The sequence below is a fragment of the Streptomyces sp. NPDC002125 genome, assembly GCF_053593715.1.
The window spans coordinates 65,628-83,578 of sequence record NZ_JBSFDD010000017.1 but is presented as its reverse complement, the minus strand read 5'-3'; the positions used below and the strand labels follow the sequence as shown (position 1 = coordinate 83,578).

At 70.2% G+C, this 17,951-nt stretch carries 18 protein-coding genes; all 18 read left to right on the top strand.

The window, feature by feature from the left end:
• Nucleotides 1-52 precede the first annotated feature (52 nt).
• Nucleotides 53-568 carry a roadblock/LC7 domain-containing protein gene (locus ACWCQM_RS26360; protein WP_299528239.1) on the top strand — a complete coding sequence of 172 codons (516 nt, stop codon included), beginning with the start codon at nt 53-55 and terminating at the stop codon, nt 566-568.
• Nucleotides 565-969 carry a DUF742 domain-containing protein gene (locus tag ACWCQM_RS26355; protein ID WP_450917592.1) on the top strand — a complete coding sequence of 135 codons (405 nt, stop codon included), beginning with the start codon at nt 565-567 and terminating at the stop codon, nt 967-969. Before ACWCQM_RS26360 ends, ACWCQM_RS26355 begins: the two co-directional genes overlap by 4 nt.
• Complete coding sequence (locus ACWCQM_RS26350) at nt 941-1,642, top strand: GTP-binding protein (RefSeq protein ID WP_450917591.1); 702 nt, start codon at nt 941-943, stop codon at nt 1,640-1,642. Before ACWCQM_RS26355 ends, ACWCQM_RS26350 begins: the two co-directional genes overlap by 29 nt.
• Nucleotides 1,642-2,283 carry a GAF domain-containing protein gene (locus tag ACWCQM_RS26345; protein ID WP_299528236.1) on the top strand — a complete coding sequence of 214 codons (642 nt, stop codon included), beginning with the start codon at nt 1,642-1,644 and terminating at the stop codon, nt 2,281-2,283. The genes ACWCQM_RS26350 and ACWCQM_RS26345 overlap by 1 nt, the downstream gene beginning before the upstream one ends.
• An 87-nt stretch (nt 2,284-2,370) precedes the next feature.
• Entirely contained in the window at nt 2,371-3,624 is a 1,254-nt protein-coding gene (locus tag ACWCQM_RS26340) for an acyl-CoA dehydrogenase family protein (protein WP_299528235.1), read from the top strand.
• Nucleotides 3,625-3,800: 176 nt separating this feature from the next.
• The gene (locus tag ACWCQM_RS26335) at nt 3,801-4,373 is read left to right on the top strand and encodes a hypothetical protein (RefSeq protein WP_450917590.1); all 573 of its coding nucleotides are present in this window, start codon (nt 3,801-3,803) and stop codon (nt 4,371-4,373) included.
• Nucleotides 4,370-4,945 carry a DUF6624 domain-containing protein gene (locus ACWCQM_RS26330; protein WP_299529239.1) on the top strand — a complete coding sequence of 192 codons (576 nt, stop codon included), beginning with the start codon at nt 4,370-4,372 and terminating at the stop codon, nt 4,943-4,945. The genes ACWCQM_RS26335 and ACWCQM_RS26330 overlap by 4 nt, the downstream gene beginning before the upstream one ends.
• A gap of 73 nt (nt 4,946-5,018) precedes the next feature.
• Nucleotides 5,019-5,486, top strand: a complete 468-nt coding sequence (locus tag ACWCQM_RS26325; protein WP_450917589.1) for a DUF6082 family protein — start codon at nt 5,019-5,021, stop codon at nt 5,484-5,486.
• A gap of 124 nt (nt 5,487-5,610) precedes the next feature.
• Nucleotides 5,611-5,796 (top strand): FxLD family lanthipeptide, encoded by a 186-nt coding sequence (locus ACWCQM_RS26320; protein WP_299528232.1) that lies wholly within the window; start codon nt 5,611-5,613, stop codon nt 5,794-5,796.
• Nucleotides 5,797-5,884: 88 nt separating this feature from the next.
• The gene (locus tag ACWCQM_RS26315; RefSeq protein ID WP_450917588.1) at nt 5,885-7,924 is read left to right on the top strand and encodes a lantibiotic dehydratase family protein; all 2,040 of its coding nucleotides are present in this window, start codon (nt 5,885-5,887) and stop codon (nt 7,922-7,924) included.
• Nucleotides 7,921-8,991 (top strand): lanthionine synthetase C family protein, encoded by a 1,071-nt coding sequence (locus tag ACWCQM_RS26310; RefSeq protein ID WP_450917587.1) that lies wholly within the window; start codon nt 7,921-7,923, stop codon nt 8,989-8,991. The genes ACWCQM_RS26315 and ACWCQM_RS26310 overlap by 4 nt, the downstream gene beginning before the upstream one ends.
• A gap of 36 nt (nt 8,992-9,027) precedes the next feature.
• The gene (fxlM, locus tag ACWCQM_RS26305; RefSeq protein WP_450917586.1) at nt 9,028-11,073 is read left to right on the top strand and encodes a methyltransferase, FxLD system; all 2,046 of its coding nucleotides are present in this window, start codon (nt 9,028-9,030) and stop codon (nt 11,071-11,073) included.
• Nucleotides 11,074-11,077: 4 nt separating this feature from the next.
• The gene (locus ACWCQM_RS26300; RefSeq protein WP_450917585.1) at nt 11,078-12,217 is read left to right on the top strand and encodes a hypothetical protein; all 1,140 of its coding nucleotides are present in this window, start codon (nt 11,078-11,080) and stop codon (nt 12,215-12,217) included.
• Nucleotides 12,214-13,335: a GntR family transcriptional regulator gene (locus tag ACWCQM_RS26295; protein ID WP_450917584.1), complete on the top strand. Its 1,122-nt coding sequence runs from the start codon at nt 12,214-12,216 to the stop codon at nt 13,333-13,335. Before ACWCQM_RS26300 ends, ACWCQM_RS26295 begins: the two co-directional genes overlap by 4 nt.
• Before the next feature lie 70 nt (nt 13,336-13,405).
• On the top strand, nt 13,406-14,407 hold the full coding sequence (locus tag ACWCQM_RS26290) for a hypothetical protein (protein ID WP_450917583.1): 1,002 nt from the start codon (nt 13,406-13,408) through the stop codon (nt 14,405-14,407).
• Nucleotides 14,408-14,491: 84 nt separating this feature from the next.
• Nucleotides 14,492-15,667 carry a bifunctional class I SAM-dependent methyltransferase/NUDIX hydrolase gene (locus ACWCQM_RS26285; protein ID WP_450917582.1) on the top strand — a complete coding sequence of 392 codons (1,176 nt, stop codon included), beginning with the start codon at nt 14,492-14,494 and terminating at the stop codon, nt 15,665-15,667.
• 104 nt (nt 15,668-15,771) lie between these two features.
• Nucleotides 15,772-16,890, top strand: coding sequence for a hypothetical protein (locus ACWCQM_RS26280; RefSeq protein ID WP_450917581.1), 1,119 nt, complete (start codon nt 15,772-15,774; stop codon nt 16,888-16,890).
• A complete protein-coding gene (locus tag ACWCQM_RS26275; protein WP_450917580.1) occupies nt 16,877-17,926 on the top strand; it encodes an enolase C-terminal domain-like protein in 1,050 nt (349 codons plus the stop codon). Before ACWCQM_RS26280 ends, ACWCQM_RS26275 begins: the two co-directional genes overlap by 14 nt.
• Nucleotides 17,927-17,951: the final 25 nt, after the last annotated feature.

Genomic DNA, 17,951 nt, shown 5'->3' with positions numbered 1-17,951 from the left:
CCGGCGGCACGGACATATCCGCCGGCCCTTCCCCCCTTCTGGAGCGATCCTCATGAACACCCACCCTGAAATGAACCCGACGACCGACATCGCGCCCGCGTCCGGGGCGACGGCGAGCCATCAGCGAGATGACATGGCCTGGCTGCTGCGGCAGTTCGCCGCCGACGTCCCGGGCGTCCTGCACGCCGTTCTGCTGTCGCGGGACGCGCTGCGGCTCCTGGACAGCGACGTCGACAAAGACTGGGCAGACGAACTGTCCGCCGCCCTCGCTGGCATGGCCTCCCTCGCGTCGAACGCCACCGGCCCCACACACCAGAAGCGGCCGGCCAAGCAGATCATCATCGAGCGCGACGACTGCCTGTTCTTCGTCCAGAGCGCCGGCCGCAGCTCGGCCTTCGACGGCCACCCCGGCAACGAACGCGGTGAGGTGGACACGATCCTCGCCGTCATCGCCGCGCCGGACGCCGACGCAGGCCCCGTCGGGTTCGAAATGGGGCGCCTGGTGAAGCGGTTCGCCCCGTACATGCAGATCCCTGTCCGCGTCGGCACGAGTGACGAGCCCCGGTGAGCACCCACGGCGATGCGGCCGAGGACTCTACGTTCGTGCGGACCTACACGCTGACGCGCGGGCGCACCAGGCCGCGGCACCTGTTGGGCCTGGACACCGTGCTGGACGCCGGCTCCGGACGGCCCGGCCCGGGCCAAGCCGAGGAATGCGAAGAGATCCTCGCCCTGTGCCGGGATCACCGACGCTCGGTGACAGAGCTGGCGGGACGCCTCGGCCGCCCCGTCACCGCCGTCAAGATCCTCATCTCGGACCTCCTGGACTCCCACGCCTTGGTCATCTCCGTCACCGATGCCTACGGCTCCGACGCAGATGAACGTCCCACCACCCACCTGTTGGCGGCCCTCTCAGTGGCCCTGAAAAGGAAGTTCCCCGATGCCAACGCCTACCGCCAGGCCGGATGACCCGCCCGTGGGCTCGCGGACTTCGCATGCCGGCGCACCGACCGTGCTGAAGATCGTGATCGCCGGGGGCTTCGGCGCCGGCAAGACCACCGCAGTGGGCGCGGTCAGCGAGATCACCCCGCTGAGTACCGAGGAGTACCTGACCGAGGCGAGCACGGACGTCGACAGCCTGAAAGGCGTCGAGGCAAAGCAGACCACCACGGTCGCCTTCGACTTCGGCCGCCTCAGCCTCCCCGACGCGCCCGTACCTCTGGAGCTGTTCCTGTTCGGCACGCCTGGCCAGGACCGGTTCGTCGACCTCTGGTACGAACTCTCCCGCGGGGCCGTCGGAGCGGTCGTCCTGGTCGACACTCGCCGACTGGAGAACAGCTTCACGCCCGTCAGCTTCTTCGAGGACATCGGCCTGCCCTTCGTCGTCGCCGTGAACCACTTCGACGGAGCCCACCGCTACCACCCCGAACAGGTCCGCGCCGCCCTCGACCTGCCCGCCTCCGTACCGGTGGTCACCGGCGTTTCGCCCCACTCGGCGGAGGGCGCGAGGGCAACCGCGTGGGACGCCCGCAATCCGAGCCATGTCGCCGGAGTCCTGCTGACCCTCATCGGCCACGCAGTGCAGAACACACCGGCTCGCCCCGCTCACCCCACATCCGCCGCCACCTTCCAGGACGCCTGATGTCATATCAGCCCAACGATCCCCACCTCGGGCCCCAAACCGCCCCGTCCGCGCTGTCCCTGCCGCAACGCGGCATGCGCGACAGCGCCCACGGGCTGCCCATCCCAGCCGGTGCTGCCGTTACCGGCCCGCAGGCCCAGCAGGCGACCGAACTGGCGCAGCGGTACGAGCTGCTGGAGCGCCTGGGCGTGTCGACCGCTGCCAGCTCGGACTTCGACGAGCTTGCCCGCGACATGGCTGAGCAAGCCGGGTTCCTGTACGGGTTCGTCAATCTGTTCCTGGAGGAGCAGACCTTCGTGGGACTGCACCAGCCGCCCGCGGACAGCGGGTACGTCATCGTCGGCCGCACCATGAGCCACGACCACGGCTGGTGCCCGGAGGTCGTGGCACGCAAGAAGGCCCTCCCGCTGCACGACGTGCACGCCAGCCCCCGTTTCAGCAGCAACCACGTGGTCGACGCGGTCGGCATCCGTTCCTACTTCGGCGCCCCGCTCATCCACGAGAGCGGCACCGTGCTGGGCACGGTCTGCGTCATCGACCCCGAGAAAAGGCCCTTGAGCGAGGCCCGACGGCTCAGAGACATCGTCATCGACGCTGGCACGCAGGTGATGAGCCGCATCGCCCGAGCGCCCGTCCGCTAGACCCGTTCCACCGCCTCCACCCGGGAGCCGCAGGCGATACCCGGCCGCTTCACCGCGCGAACTTCATCCAGGGAGAGGGAGACGACCATGCCCGCCACATCCGCCACGCCGCCTCCGGCGCTGCGTCCTTATCTCACCGCCCGCCACGACCTGCTGTGGAGCGAGGCGGACGCCTTCGCGGCCGAGCACGTCGCGCCGCGCGCCGTGCGGATGGAGGCCGCTCCGGGCCGGGTGGAGCGCAAGGTCGCCGATCTGATGGCTGCGCGGGGCTGGTTCGCCGTCACCATCCCGCCCGTCTTCGGCGGGCTGGGTGCCGGCCATGTGGCCAAGACGGTTCTGATCCACCGCATCGCGCGGGTCTCGGCAGCTGCCGCAGCCATCCTGCAGGCCACCCTGATCCCCGTCGGCGCCCTGCTGCACTTCGCCACCCCTGAGCAGAAAGCCCGGTGGCTGCCCCAGGTGGCTGACGGTTCGCTGCTCCTGTCGATCGCGGTGACCGAACCGGCCGCCGGCGGACACATCGGCGGCATCGAGACGACCGCCGAGCAGGCCGGCAACCACTGGCTGATCACCGGCAGCAAGATCCACATCGGCAACAGCCACCTCGCGGGAGCCCACCTCGTGCTCGCCCGGACCGCCGAGGCGGGCGTGCGCACCTCGCAGGCGCTGACCGCGTTCATGGTCGAATCCGACCGCCATGGGCTCTCCGTCCCTGCCCACCGTCCCGGCCTCGGCCTGCACGGCTTCTCCGCCGGCCGCCTCGACCTCGATCACGTCCGCGTCCCCGTCGACAACGTGATCGGACAGATCGGCCAGGGGCTGAGCGTTGCCCAGAGCAGCAGCATTCTGTATGGGCGCCCCAACCTGGCCGCTGTCAGCCTGGGCATCCACGAGGCTGTCGCAGCCACCACGACTTCCTACCTCAAGGCCCGGCCCCGCTACCAGGGCGCCCTGTCTGATCTGCCGGTCCTGCGGGACCGCGTCGGCGACGTGGAGGCCCGCCTGCGCGCGGCACGCATCCTGGCCTACCAGTCCGTGCATCTCCTCGACCAGGGCCTGTCCTGTGACGCCGATCTGATCAACGCAAAGTACCTGGGCCACCAGTGGGCCATGACGTCCGCCCAGGACGCCATGGAGCTGCACGGCGCCCACGCCCTCGACCGCGAGTACGTCCTCCAGCGCCTGTGGCGCGATATCCAGCACACCCACCCGCCGGCGGGAACGGGCGAAGTCCAGCGAATACGTCTGGCCGACGCCGCTTTCGACGAGGACGACATCCAGTGGTCCGAGCGTCTCGCAACCGAGACCGCCTGGGCGCAGCCCGACCCCACCGCCGCATGAACCCCCGTGCGCGGCACCCCGTGAATCCCGACCGCCGTGCACGGGCCCGTGCCGCCGGCCCCCGTCCCCCGCGGGGACCGGCGGCACCCAGTCCCCTGAACGCCTTTCCAGACGAGAAAGAGACACCCGTGACCGCGCCCACATCACTCCACCAGCGCACCCCACGGTTATCAGCCGTGTACGAGATGCGGACTCTGTGCACGGACGCCGAGCGGGACGAGGCCGCGGCGCTCGTCCAGGACCGCCAGAGCTGGCTCACCATGCGCAGCCTGCCGGTGCCCGCCCGTACCGATGTCCCACCCCTGTTCCGCGATCCTCAGTCGAAGCCTGCTGGACTGTTCGAGGACGGTGTGCTGCTGGCCTGCATGATTCCGCAGCGAGCGCCTGACCTCGGATGGGGTCCGGGCCCGAGTCTCTTCCTGAGTTGCCTCCACACCCTGCCCGACCGCTCCGACGACACCATTCTGCTAATCACCCTGTGGGCCTCCGACTTCGCCGCACGACTCGACCTGCCGCTCGTTCGCGCAGAGGCCCTGGCCCGCCAGCCCCTCGACGTTGATCCGATCGCCCGCTTTCTTCGCCGACTCACCGACATGGGCTGGGACGTGCGCGGATCTGGCACGGGGCAGCACGAGGAGCGCGCCGCTCACCTCGAACTCATCGCCGAGCGACGTTCTGGACTGAGTGCGCTCATATCTTGCCGGGTCCAGGAACCGCAGTCCTCCGCAGACAGCCGGACCACCACGTGACGGCCGCCGAACCGCTGCGGCCGGACCTCGCCCGCGAACTCATCGACCGAGCCACGAAGGCGGCAGCGCGCAGAGCCAAGCGCCTGCGCAACCAGCTCGACGCCGTTCAGCTCGGCCAGGACCGCCACGCCGACCACGCCGACGCCAAGGTGCTGCGCCGCGTCCTGGCCGAACACGACTGGCCCGGTCACCGCCTCGTCGGCCCCGAAGCGGCACGTGCCGCCTGGAGCCTGGCTCTTCACGCCGACGACGACGCCGATTTTCAACGGGCAGCCACCATCCTGCTGGAACGCGCAGTCCAGGGCGGCGACGCGCGCATCCAGCACTGGGCTCACCTCTACGACCGCACCCTGGTCAACAGCGGTCGCCCCCAGGAGTTCGGGACCCAACAGGCGGTCACTGCAACAGGGGTTGTTCTGTGTCCGGTGCGCGCGCTCGATGCCTTGGACCAGCGAAGGGCATCCATCGGGCTGTCACCGATCGCCACGGGCCTGGAGAAGGTGCGTCTCCGGTGCGCCCGGGATCACCCGGTCGACGACTCCTCGACCGTCGTACTCGCGGCGGTCGCATGACCCAGCCAGCCCCGCCCACTTCACCGATCCGACGCACCCACCGATCCCCTCATACGAAAAGGACCGTTGCCGTATGAAGTTCACCACCGCCGTCCTCGTTGCTGGCACCGCAGTCACCCTCGTGACCGCCGTGGTCGGAGCTGCCCCGCTCTGGCAGGACGCGCGGCACCAGGCCGAACGCAACGAGGCGCTCCTCGCGGGCAACCAGATCGACTGGCTGGGGCAGGTGTCCACCAATCCCGACCTCGCCGAGCTCTGGAAGCCCGAGAACATGGAGACCGAGGAGTACATGCGGCTCATGTCGGCCAACCGGCTCCTCTGCATGCTCAGCCTGCGCCACCGCCTCGGCTTCGTCCCGAAGTGGCACCTGCCCTTCCACGCCGCGTGGATCATGAAAAGCGACGTCAGCCGCCGGTACTGGAAGCGCTTCGGTGACCTCCGCGCGCAGGAGGCCGAGGGCGACGAGCGGGCCGAGCACTTCACCCGGGTACTGGACCGCGCCGCCGCGAACGCCCCGCTGGCGCGACCCGCGGCAGTCTGACGGCACCCCACCCGACTCTCAGACGCCATGGTCCAGGTGACTTCACCGGCCTGTTCGTCTGTCATCAGACCCCGAGGCCCGACCGGGCCCCGGCATCCCGTACCACCACTCCCAGGAGGCATGCATGACCGCCATCCAGACCGAAAGGCCGACCGCCCCCGCGCAGGCGGACCTCGTGAAGGCCGACGACGACCCGTTCGGGCTCGACATCACCTTCATCGAGGGCACGCCGGCGACCGAGACGGTCCTGATGTGCAGCACCGGCGACACCTGCGGCAGCTCCTGCCCCAGCGCCTGCACCACCTCGTAAGCCGGATCACCCCGGCAACGCGGGCCGGACGGGGTTCTCCCCGCCCGGCCCGCCCCGCCCGCCACGCAAGAAGATGAGGAGAGCCCTGATGACACGGCATCGGCCCAGCCTGTACGAGGCCACGGGGCAGACCATGCTGCGCGCCGCGGTCCACACGACCCAGCCCGCCATGCCGCCCTGGCCGACAGCCACGGCACTCGCGGAGGAGTGGCGCGCGTGGCTGAGCACGGTGTGGTCCGACACCGACTTCCGCCTGACCGTGTCGCAGGCGAGCCCTCACCTGGCCGAGCAGGTGCAGGCCATCATCGACGGCCGCACACCAAGGGCACGCCGGATGCGCCGGGTGGCACTGTCCACAGCCCGCTACGCGATCCGCTACGCCCACCGCTCCACCCCTTACGGCCTGTTCGCCGGCGTCGCCCCGCTCGCCTTCGCCCAGACCACGTCTGTCCGCATCGGTAACGAGCACCAGGCCGTGCCCCGCCCCGGGCCTGCCGGGCTCGATGCAGTCCTCAGCGCCTGGGAGACTGACGCCGCACGCATGGCCGACATCGAGGTCTGCGTCAACACCCTGATCTATCAGCGCGACCGGCACATTCACGTGCCCTCCGAGGGAGACGCCGAGTTCCGCCTCGCTCTGAGCCCGGCACTGCGTCTCGTGCTCGACCTCGCCCGATCGCCCATCGGGTACCGCCAGTTGTCCGACAAGCTGGCTGCGGAGTTCCCCGCTGTGAGCGACACCGCGCGTGACCGGCTGCTCGGTGAACTGCTTCGCGTGCGGCTGCTGCGCTCTTCGCTGCGCGCACCCGCCACCGTCGCCGACCCCACCGACGTCCTACCGCCTGAGGCGCGCGCTCAAGCAGCCGGCCTGCGGACGGCGTGCGACCTGCGGCTGGATGCCGACGTGCAGCTGCCCGAGCAGGTACTGATCGAAGCGGAGACCGCTGCGACCGTACTGGCCCGCCTGGTCACCCATCCGAACGGAACACCGACGTGGCGCCGGTGGATCGAGCAGTTCACCGAGCGCTACGGCGAAAACACCGCGGTACCGGTGGACGTGGCCACAGACCCCGACCGGGGCGTGGGCTTACCGGCAGGGTTCGTCAAGGCGAGCGAACCACCTCGGCCGATGTCCCGGCGCGACCGCCTGCTGCTGGAGCTGGCCGGCACCGCCGCCGCCGAAGGTAGCCGCACCATCGCGGTGACCGGGGCGATGATCGCGGAACTGGAAGCAGCGGCCGGCGACAAGCCTCACGGCCGCGCGCCCCACCTCGAACTGGCTGCACAGCTCCACTCCTCCTCCGTCACGGCCTTGGACCGGGGCGACTTCCGGTTGCGTGTCCTGACCGTCTCACGCTCGGCCGGATCGATGACCGGCCGGTTCTGGCACCTTTTCCCCGGCGCCGAGGCAACGTACGCGAACCTGCCGACCGTTGATCCGCAGGCGGAACTCCTGCAGCTCTCCTTCCACGCCGGTCGGATGCCGGCCGACCTGCTCACCCGCGCGCCGCAAGCCCTGCCGCGGATCGTGAGCGTCGGCGAATTCCGCCGCCCCGCCCCGCACGTCCTCTTTCCCCGGGACCTCTCGGTCACCGTCACCGGTGGCCGGCCCCAGCTGGTGGAGTCGGCGACGGGCAAGCCGCTGGAGCTGCTGGCCCCCACTGCCATCAATTTCCTGTGGCACAACTACACGCCGCCGATGGTCCGCTTCCTCGGTGAGATCAGCCGGGCGACCTCCCCGCAGGTGACCTGGTTCGACTGGGGAGCGGCCTGGGCCCTGCCCTTCACTCCCGCCCTCACCTACCGGCGCACCATCCTCACCGATGCCCGGTGGAAGATCAGCAGCCGTACGTTGCCCGCGCGCACCGCCCCGCTCCAGCAGTGGGCGGACCAACTCCATTCCTGGCGTAATCGGTTTCGGGTGCCGGAGCGGGTGCTGCTCACGGAGGACGATCAGCATCTGCCCCTCGACCTCACCCGCCCCCTCGACTTGGACCTCCTGCGCGCGCACCTGGACGCCAGCCCCTTCGGCATCGCCACCCTGCATGAGGCGCCTCCGCCGGACGCGGACGGGTGGATCGGCGGCCGGGCCCACAGCATCGTCGTTCCCCTGGCCAGGCGCTCATGACCGCGACGACCGTGCCCCGTACGCAGGACCTGTCCGAGGGCGCCCTCGGGATGGCTCTGCTCGATATCGAACGCCATGACCTGTCCACCGCCCGCCGCCACCTCACCCAGGCCATCGCCCGCGGGGTCAGCACCGGAAACAACGCCAGCCTTTTCCACGGCGCCCCGGCCCTGGAGTTCGTCCTGGCTCGCGTCAACGGGGCCGGCGACGATGTCCGCGCGGCCGTCGACCGCGTTGTGGACGCCCGGCTCGCCGCCGCCCGCCGCCGTCAGGCGGCTGGCGTGCTGCCCCACCTCGCCGAATGGGACCTCATCCGCGGCCTGACCGGACTTGCCGCCCTCCTGCTGTCCCGAAAACCGCCCGCTCACCGGCTGCCCGACGTGCTCGCCTGCCTCGTCGCGCTCGCCGACCCCGCCCGCAGTGACGGCCGGATGCTGCCCGGGTGGTGGTCGACGGTAGGCCCGGACGGGAAGGAGATGGCTGGCGGTCACGGCAACAACGGCTTGGCCCACGGCATCGCCGGGCCCCTTGCCGTGCTCTCCCTCGCCCTGTGCGAAGGCGTCAGCGTCCCCGGCCAAGAGCAGGCCGTCAGCGCGTTCGCGAGCTGGCTCGACCGGCACGGCGTCCACTACTGGTCCACCGCAGAACACCTGGACGCCGCCCAGCCGGCCGCGCCTGAGCCGGCCCGCCAGTCCTGGTGCTATGGCCAGCCCGGCATCGCCCGCGCCCAGCAACTTGCCGGGCTCGCCCTGGGTGACCCTGCCCGTCGCCGGGCGGCCGAGGACACCGTCGCGGCCATCCTGACCGACCCGCTGCGGCTCGCCCGCATCACCGACTCCACGCTCTGCCACGGCTGGGCCGGACTAGTGATGCTCACCCGCGCGGTCGCCGCCGACAGCCCTGCGCCCGACCGCTTCACCCCGATCATCCAGGACCTGCACCGACGGCTGGCCGTGGGCTGGCAGCACCTGCCCAAGCTCGGCTTCATGGAAGGCCGCGCTGGAGCCCAACTCGCTCTGCAGCCCGCCGATACCACCGGCTGGAGCCGCGCCCTCCTGCTCACCTGACCCCGAACCTGCCGCCGTGCAAGGAGTTTCCTAGTTATGACCTTCGACGACGAGAACCTGCCGATCCCTCCGGCCACGTCCTGGTGGCACGCATCCGTGGCTTTCGCCGATCCGCATGTGGACGCCGCTCGGGCCCTGGCGACCGCGCTGGCCGAACACCGCTTTCACTTCTTGCGCAAGGACGCTGGCGTGCGCCTGCGCACCGAGCAGCCCGCCACCGCTCTCCTCGACCAGCTCATCGCTGACAGCCTGATCACCGGCTGGACGGGTGGGATTTATGAGCCGGAGACTCATGCCTTCGGTGGCTCTGAGGGTATGGCGGTCGCGCACGAGTTGTTCTGCGCAGACAGCCCGGCCGCGCTCGCCGAGACCGGCACCCCCGGCACCCGCGAGCGCAGCGTGATGCTGCTGTCCGCCATGATCCGCGCGGCCGGGCTGGACCCGTTCGAAGCCGGAGATGTCTACGCCCAGTGGGCCGCCCTGCGACCCCCCGTCACCCCGCCCCAGGGGCCTGCCCTGGAGAAGACCGTCTCCGCGATGCGGCGGCTGATGAACGCGGACGCGGCTCTGCGCCCCGAGGCGGAAGCTGGCTGGGCCGAGCGCGTCGCCGCGTTCGAGGATGCCGGCCGTCACCTGCGCCGGCTCGCCGCCGACGGCCGACTGATACGCGGAGTCCGGGGCGTCCTCGCCCATCACGCGATCTTCGCGTTCAACCGCGCGGGCGTACCTGCCGATGCGCAGGCCGCCACCGCGTGGCTCGGCCGTCACGTCGCCTTCTCCACCGGAGAAGGAGCCGACGTGCCTACCCACAGGTCCGTATCCGCGGACCCTCGCCTCCCTCGAATGGAGACCACCGTGACACCCGTAACCGACCCCAGCCAGCTGCGCGAAGCCCTCGCCAAGAGGCTCGTCGACAGCGGCCACCTGCGCAGCAAGGCCGCCATCGACGCCTTCCGCACCACCGACCGGAGCATGTTCCTGCCCGGCATCGACCTGGAGAGCGCGTACAAGGAGGACGCGGTCCCGATCAAGCACGACGAGCACGGGGAGATGATCTCCTGCATCTCCGCGCCGTCCATCGTCGCCACCCAGCTCGAACAACTCGGCGCCCAGCCCGGCCACAAAGTCCTGGAAGCCGGAGCCGCCACCGGCTACAACGCCGCCCTCCTCGGCAAGATCGTCTACCCCAGCGGGCAGGTGTGGACCCTCGACGTCGACCCGGACCTCGTCGCCGGCGCGAGCCGGCACCTCGCCGAGGCCGGCGTCGACAACGCCACCGCGGTCATGGCCGACGGCGCGGCCGGCCTGCCCGAGCACGCCCCCTACGACCGGATCGTCTTCACCGTCGGCGCCGGAGACGTGCCCGTGAAGATCCTCGACCAGCTCGCGCCCGGCGGACGGCTGGTCCTGCCGATGCGCATCCGCGGCAGCATCTCCCGCTCCTTCGCCTTCGAACGCGACGGCGACACGTGGAAGACCGTCTCCTGCGAGATGGCCACCTTCATCCCGCTGCGCAAGGGCGTCTGCGACGACGTGTACACGCTGGTGCCGATCGCCGGCGACGGCAACGTGCGCCTGGAGACGTTCAGCGAGCAGGACGTCGACCGCGACGCCCTGCGCACCGTCCTCGACCAGCAGCAGACCAAGCTCTACACCGGGGTGAAGTTCCGCCAGGGCTCCGCCTGGGAGTGGCTGTACCTGTACCTGGCCTGCGTGCTGCCCAACGGCCTGTCCCGCCTGCCCGGCCAGCGCCCCGGGTTCACCCCGCACTTCGGGTGGGGCTCCATGGCCGCCCTCGACGGCGGATCGCTCGCGTACCTGACCATCCGGGAGGACGAGGACGAGAAGGGCCGCTACTGGGAGGTCGGCGTGATCGGCCACGGTGAGGCGGGTGCCGGCCTCGCCGAGCACGTCGTGGACGAGATCCGCGCCTGGGACGCGACAGGGGGCAACGACGCCCCCGCACCGGGCTTCCGGATGGCCACCGCCGACTCCCTCGACCTGCTGACGGCGGGCGACCCGCGCTTCGTCGTCGACAAGCCCTACAGCCGACTGGTCGTCGACTGGGCGCGCAAGGGCTGAGCCGATGATCCCCGCGATAGCCAGCCGCATCCCCCTGGTCCTCCGGACCAAGGCGCCCGCGCTCCCCTTGGACGAGCGCCTCAACCACCTCACCGGGCTGACCGTCGCACCCGCAGGTGCGAGCCACCACGACCTGGTGGCCCGCACCTGCGGGGTTCTCAACTACGCCGCGCTCATCACCTCCGACGTCGGCCTGCCCGACCTGGCCACCGACCTGTGCTGGCGCCAGCACCAGGTCTTCGCCGACGCCGGACGCCTCAGCGGACGGATCGCGGTCATGTCGCTGATGCCACTCGTGAACCTCGCCCGGCTGCGGATCCGCGCCGGTCAAGGGGAAGCCGCTCACGACCTGCTGGTCCGTCTCAATGATGCCGCGCGGCACCGGGAGAAGACCGAGGTCGACGGCCGCAGCGTCGACCTCTCGGCTCTGACCGACACGGACGAGGACCACCGCGCGGTGTGCCAGGAGCTGTACATCACCCTGCTCGTGGACGGTGCCCGCGCCCTCGCCCGCATCGGACGGTGGACCGAAGCCGCGGACGCCATGGCCCAGCACCGCGGCATCGGCAACCGGCTCCTCGACGGCCGCCAGATCAAGATCATGGCCTTGATGGAGCAGGGCCTGGACGAGCAGGCCCGCGCCCTGATCGACACCACCCAGCCCACCGAGCCGTGGGAGGAAGCCGTCGCCCTCCTCCTGCACGCCCATTGTCAGCCCGCAGACGTCCCCGTGCCTGCACCCGACCTCGACCGCACCCTGGAAGAGGCACTCCAGCTCCTTGACCTCCCCGATCCGCCGACCGCCGCCTTCCAGACCCGGGTGGGCCTGTCAGCCCTGGAACTCGACCACACCGGACGCCATACCGCACGCATCCTCGACTGCCTCGTCGGCGTCGCCCGACTCGACGCCTACGCCGCACGGGAAGCGCTGCACCACCCACTCGCCGCGTCCGCCCTGGACGACCGCGCGACAGACGAACTTCACGCAGTGATCACCACGGCGGGACTGGAATCCGGAGTTCTCTCCGCCTGCCACCACGAGGCACTGACGAGCACGGTCCACCACGCCGAGACAGAGTTGGAGAACCTGCTGCAGGCTGCACACGATTCTGGCGCCTGTGCAACACCGGAGTCCGTCCGATGACGAAAAAGTCCACGCAACCGGTGGAGTTGGAGGCCATCCTCAGCCTTCTCCTCCGGGACCAGATCAGCACCGGTGACTGGCCCACAGGTACCGCCCTGCCCCTGCGTCTCCTCGCAGAGCGCTACTCGACGGACAGGCGCACCATGCGGCGGGTCCTTGACGCACTGGCCGCGGACGGCCTCGTCGAGCGGAGCAGCCGCGGATGGCTGCCCATCGGCATGACGAAGGCACCCTCCCCGCCGTCGTCAGCGGATACATCACCCGTCAGACGCTCCACGGCTGGCTCGCCCCCAGGTGTACCGGACAGCGTGGCGGCGAAGGCCCGGAGGATTGAGGGCATTCTGCGCCGCCGCCTGGAGGCAGGGGAGTACCCCCCTGGTTCCCTTTTCCCCAGACAGGCCGACCTCTGCGCCGAGTTCTCCATGTCGCAGACACCGGTCTACATGGCCGTGCGGGCCCTCGCCGAGAGCGGCCTGCTGGTCATGGGAGCCGGGGGGCGGCCAACGGCGGTCGCCATCCCGTCGCCCGGCACGCCGCAGGCGCCTTTGCCGCTTCTGACGGGCGGTGAGCAGGACGCCGCCCACCGGTTGCGCACGTATATACATCTGCACAAATGGCGGCGGGGGGACCTCTATCAAGCCAACTCGGTCGCGGGCTTGGTGCCCGGCATCCCGGTGTACATGGATCTGCGGAATGTCCTCGTGCATCTGCGGGAGGAGAACCTGGTCGAGTACCAGCCTCCGCTCGGGTGGCGTCTCAACGTCGCGGGCACGGGGTGGGAGCTCCCGGCCGGATGCCCTCTCTTTTTCTACATCGACCGCGAACTGCGAGACCGGTTCCGCGCAGGCCGTTATGTAGAGGGCACCCGCCTCTCCGTGCGGCACCTCGCCTACGGATTCACCGCGCCGCAGAGCCTACTCCGCCGAGTTCTGCGGACGCTGGTCAGCGACGGACTTCTGCAGACCGTGGACGCCGGCCACGTCGCCACCGGCCGGACCGAACGCGAGCCACCCGCCCCGCCGCCCCGCATGCACATCCCGGGGCCGCGACTGGCGCTGCCCAAGCCCTTCGAAAGCCGCGCGCAGCCTAGCGCCACGACGAGAACATCCCCGCAGTGAGGCGGGTCGACCCGGTCCACCCATCCACCCCACAAGCGCAGTAATTAACCAGTGAGCGAGCGAGTATCCAATGATCGTCACCGCGGACAAGTTGCGCCTGAGCCCGGTTCAGTTGCGGGCCGTCACACTGCTGGCTGACGGCCTCGTGGACAAGGAGATAGCCGCCAACCTTCGGATGCCCCAGACCAAGCTGCGGCGGATCGTGCTGGAGGCCCGCAACGCCGTAGGCGTGGGCACCAACAGGGCCTTGGTGCACAGAGTCCTGCAGGTCGGGCTGATCTCGCCCAGTGGCGCCCAGCGCGTGGACCTGGACGTCCTGACCCCGCTGCAGCGCGATGTGTGGCGGCTGCTTCCCATCGACGAGACGCAGTACTACCTGCCCGCCGTCATCGCCACCCGGCTCGGACTGACTGCCGGGACGATCAGGCCGGTGCTGGCTGCCATCAAGCGGCTAACTGGGGTTGAGCTGCCGGCCTGCGTCCGTATTGGGTACGAACTGGGCATCCTTGCCGACGACGACGAACTCGTCGTCCACCTGCCGATCACCCGCCGGAAACAGGTCCCGGTCCGCAGTACCTCGGCCCTCACGCGCATGCCTGCTGCCACCCGCACACCACGACCCGCCCTGTTCGATCTCCTCCCCCGCGAGCTGGCCACCCTCAGCCCAGACCACACCGCGGTCCCGCCGGAGGCGCGGGTCCTGACCCTGCGCCTGCACGACGCCCGTGACCTCTTCACCCGCATCGCCCCCACAGACGTAGGTCCCGCGATCATCGACCCGTACGCAAGGTGCGTCCGTCTCTTTCTCGCCCCCTCGACAGTCGGTGACGGCCGCCCGCAGTGCGGCAGCCTCGCGCGCCCCGACTACAAACCTCCACTGCCGCGGTCTTCCTCCCCCTCCGGCGATACCCCCCACTGGCTACTCCCGCCCTACCTGGCGCCATGGGACTACCGCCTGCTCGCACCCTTGCTCGGCGACCTCAACACGTCACCAGCTCGACCCGTCTGCCCCGCCTCGGAGCGCGCACCGGGGTGGGGCAGGCCGTCGCCTCGCCTCAACGCCGTCGAGTGACCAGCGCGAGGGAGCCCACCTACCTGATCAAGCCCTCTGATCCCTGCCATTCGCCACTCGTCACTCGCCACCCAGGAGGCAACCGTGCACGCCGAGGACACCAATACCCGGGCTTGGCAGATCTATGGCCAGCGCCAACTCGCCCGCGCCTACACTCCTCCCGTACCCGACCGGCTCAGCTGGACGTCCTGGGAAGGTGTTGGACCGGGAGCCGAGGTTCTCGGTGACGTCACCGGCCGCCGTGTCCTGGACATCGGCTCCGGGGCTGGCCACCACGCCGTTTACCTCGCCCAGGCACACGGAGCGCGTGTCACTGGGATCGAGTTGTCCGCGACGCAGCACGAACGCGCCGTCGGCGCCCACGCGGGCGTGGACGGGGCAGAGTTCGTCCAAGCAGACGTGACCGAGTACCTGGCCGGAGCCGAGCCGTTCGACGCGGCGTACGCGATCGGAACCCTGGCCTTCATCGACCCGCACCGCTCGCTGCCGGCACTGCGCGACGGCCTGCTTCCTGGCGCCCCACTAATCCTTTCACTCCTGCACACCGACCTGCACGGCTGCGGTCCGTCCACCGAGGTGGCGCCGCGCGACCAGGTGATCCTGCTGCGCGACGACCCGCCGCTGCTGACGCAGATGTGGGTCCTGGCACCGCAACTGTGGGAGGACCTGCTTACCGAGTACGGCTTCCGCGTCGAGGCCATCGACCTGTTCCCGCACCCCGACGAGAGCGCCTCAGTCATCCAGCAGTTCATCCGCGCCCGACGCCTTCCCGACCGGCCGGCGCGCGTCTCCAGCCGACCCCGCAGCACCCAAGCCCCGGCCGCCCACGCGGCAGTCGGCGTCGGAGCCATCCTGCTCAGCGAGCAGGGCATTCTGCTGGGCCAACACCGCCGGGGCACCATCGAACTGCCCGGCGGAAGCGTCGAGGCCGTTGGTGAATCCTTCGAGGACGCGGTTGTCCGAGAACTCGCGGAAGAAACCGGCCTGATCGCTCGAACCGGCGACGTGGAACTGCTGGGCACGCTCGTCGACCACGTCGAAGGTGTCCTGCGAGTCACCGTCGGCGCGCTCGTCCACGCCTGGCAGGGGCAGCCGGCCACACAGCCGAACGAGAGCGTCGGCGGCTGGGAGTGGTACCCGGTCGATCAGCTCCCCGACGGACTGTTCGTGTGCAGCGCCCAGATCCTCACGGCCTGGCGTCCCAACCTGCCCATTGACCACCCGCCAGCGCACTTCACCGCCTTTACCCCTGCCACATAGGCGCCGCTGACACGTCAGTCGCCCCCTGTGCCCTCCTGCGACACGACATCGGTGCCGCACCCCGGTAGCAACACATACCGCTCGACTTCAAGCTGGAGTTTCCCATGCCGCATCTCTCCATCCGCCGGTCCATATCCTCGGACGGCGCCGTCGGCGCCGACCGACTGCACGATCTGGAGCAGGCTGCCCTGCGCCACGGAGTCCCCGTCGAGGACGTGCTATTGATCGCCGTCAACCTGTACGGGATCACCTCCGACCACGACCGGCACCGGGCCCGGGTCAACCTCCGGCTCGTACGACGCCCCGACAATGCCTGGCAGATCATCGTCCCGCTGAACCAACCGGCCAGCCCGTTCCGGCTCCGCGGCGACGAGCTGTCGCTGAACGGCTCGTTAGTCGCGCACGTCGAGCGCATCGATGCCGACGAGGCCGTCGGCGGGTACTTCCGCAACGACGGCCGGGCCGCAACGCTCAACCCCAACGCCCGAAGCCGCTGCGTCGGGTGCGGCTGGTGCCCGAACACTTTGGAAGCCGCCGCCGATCCGAGAATGCAGGAGGACCAAGGGCTCGATGCCCTGCTACTGGCCCTTGAGGAGCAGCACCCCCGGCGCAGACTGGCCGAGTTGGAAGAAGTCACCGTCTCCACCGGCTGCTTCGAGCGCGAGGGCGCCGCCGTCGCGCACCTGACCGCCCTGCGTCCCGCCTTGGAGCGGGCCGGCGTCACGGCCCGGATCGGCCTCCTCACCTCCGTGCTGCGCACCGACGAGGCGTTCGAGACCATCGCGTCGCAGGTGTCGCCATTCGTGCTCCGGCTGACGGCCGAGCACTTCACTCGGCGCGAGGCCCTCATGAAGGCCACCAAGGCCGACCTGCAGCCGGAGCAGATGCCGGACCTGCTGGCACGGGCGCGTAAGGCGGGGCTGGACACCTCGTATACGTACATCGTGGGTCTGGACCCGATGGACGACCTCGCCCGCGGTGTGAACGAGCTGGTCGACGAGGTCACCGCGTTCCCGAATATCCAGGTCTTCCAGGCACACAACCTGATCATGCAGGGGATGCGGACGCCAGCAGCGGAGAGCCTGGAGTACTACCTGCAGGCGCGCACGGTGATCGAGCGGGCCATGGCACCGACCGGGCTGCGGCCGGTGGGCTGGGAGTGCTACCGGCCGCTGTGGTACTTCACCTACGCGGGAGAGGACCTCGTCGATGGGCTTCGCTGACCCGGTCATCGACCGGGTGAGAGTCGAGCGCCTCGACGAGAACGGGGCGGGCCCATGGGAGGCCGGTGACAGCCAGTTCGCGGTGGTGGTCGAGTCCGGCGGGGTGGCCGGAGTGTTCGCTCCGGTCGACGAGCTGCCCGCCGCCTTGGTAGCCACCCGGCTCGGGCAGAGCGCTCTGCACCACCCGGTGGTCGACCACGACGGTCTGCTGCGCAGACTCCTGGGCGAACTCGGTCCGCACGCGGCGGGGCTCGGACGCTGGGCGGTCGGGGCGCTGGATTGCGCGGTATGGGACCTGCACGGGCACCTCGCCGGCCTCCCGGTCGCGGCCCTGCTCAGCGACCGTCCCGCACGGCAGGTGCCGGTGTACGCCTCCTGGCTCTCCCTGGACCTGAACGCGGCTTCGGCCGTCGAGTCGGTCAAGGCCACCGCTGGCCAGGGGTTCGCCTTCACCAAATGGGCGCTGCGCGAGGCCGAAGCCGACGAACTGGCGCTGCTGGCCGAACGGGCCGCGGAGTGGGCGGGGCAGAGCGTGGCGGTGGACGCCCTGGGCACGTGGGGCCACACACGGTCCAGGGAAGTTGCACGGCGGCTCACACTGGAGGCCGTGCGCTGGGTAGAGGACCCGCTCCCGCGGACCGATCTGGCCGCCTACACACTTCTGCGCAGCCAGACGAAAGGTCTACCGGTCGCGGTGGGCGAGCGGCTGTCCTGCCTGGAGGAGGTCGCAGTCCTGCTGAGGCGATGCCGACTCGAGGCGCTTACGTTCGACGCGGTGTGGTGCGGCGGCATCACCGAAGCGCGGGACTGGCTGGGTGTCGCTCACGATGCCGGGGTGCCGGTCCATCTACACGGGCGGGCGTTCCTTCCCGCCGTGCACCTGGCTGCGGCCTTCCCTCACGCGGCGGGCGCGGTGGAGTACCAGGTGGTGTGGGAGCCGCGCCGGCAGCGGACGCTGCGCGGCACGCTCCGGCCGGAGGGCGGGCATGTGGCCCTACCCGACCGGCCCGGTCTCGGGGTGGAGGTGCGCTGGTAATGCCTCGACACACAAGTGAGTTAGT

Excerpts from the sequence above, each read along its gene's own strand:
- ACWCQM_RS26360 (WP_299528239.1), top strand. The coding sequence starts at position 53 with ATGAACACCCACCCTGAAATGAACCCGACGACCGACATCGCGCCCGCG.
- ACWCQM_RS26350 (WP_450917591.1), top strand. The coding sequence starts at position 941 with ATGCCAACGCCTACCGCCAGGCCGGATGACCCGCCCGTGGGCTCGCGG.
- ACWCQM_RS26345 (WP_299528236.1), top strand. The coding sequence starts at position 1,642 with ATGTCATATCAGCCCAACGATCCCCACCTCGGGCCCCAAACCGCCCCG.
- ACWCQM_RS26340 (WP_299528235.1), top strand. The coding sequence starts at position 2,371 with ATGCCCGCCACATCCGCCACGCCGCCTCCGGCGCTGCGTCCTTATCTC.
- ACWCQM_RS26325 (WP_450917589.1), top strand. The coding sequence starts at position 5,019 with ATGAAGTTCACCACCGCCGTCCTCGTTGCTGGCACCGCAGTCACCCTC.
- ACWCQM_RS26320 (WP_299528232.1), top strand. The coding sequence starts at position 5,611 with ATGACCGCCATCCAGACCGAAAGGCCGACCGCCCCCGCGCAGGCGGAC.
- ACWCQM_RS26315 (WP_450917588.1), top strand. The coding sequence starts at position 5,885 with ATGACACGGCATCGGCCCAGCCTGTACGAGGCCACGGGGCAGACCATG.
- ACWCQM_RS26310 (WP_450917587.1), top strand. The coding sequence starts at position 7,921 with ATGACCGCGACGACCGTGCCCCGTACGCAGGACCTGTCCGAGGGCGCC.
- fxlM (WP_450917586.1), top strand. The coding sequence starts at position 9,028 with ATGACCTTCGACGACGAGAACCTGCCGATCCCTCCGGCCACGTCCTGG.
- ACWCQM_RS26300 (WP_450917585.1), top strand. The coding sequence starts at position 11,078 with ATGATCCCCGCGATAGCCAGCCGCATCCCCCTGGTCCTCCGGACCAAG.
- ACWCQM_RS26295 (WP_450917584.1), top strand. The coding sequence starts at position 12,214 with ATGACGAAAAAGTCCACGCAACCGGTGGAGTTGGAGGCCATCCTCAGC.
- ACWCQM_RS26290 (WP_450917583.1), top strand. The coding sequence starts at position 13,406 with ATGATCGTCACCGCGGACAAGTTGCGCCTGAGCCCGGTTCAGTTGCGG.
- ACWCQM_RS26280 (WP_450917581.1), top strand. The coding sequence starts at position 15,772 with ATGCCGCATCTCTCCATCCGCCGGTCCATATCCTCGGACGGCGCCGTC.
- ACWCQM_RS26275 (WP_450917580.1), top strand. The coding sequence starts at position 16,877 with ATGGGCTTCGCTGACCCGGTCATCGACCGGGTGAGAGTCGAGCGCCTC.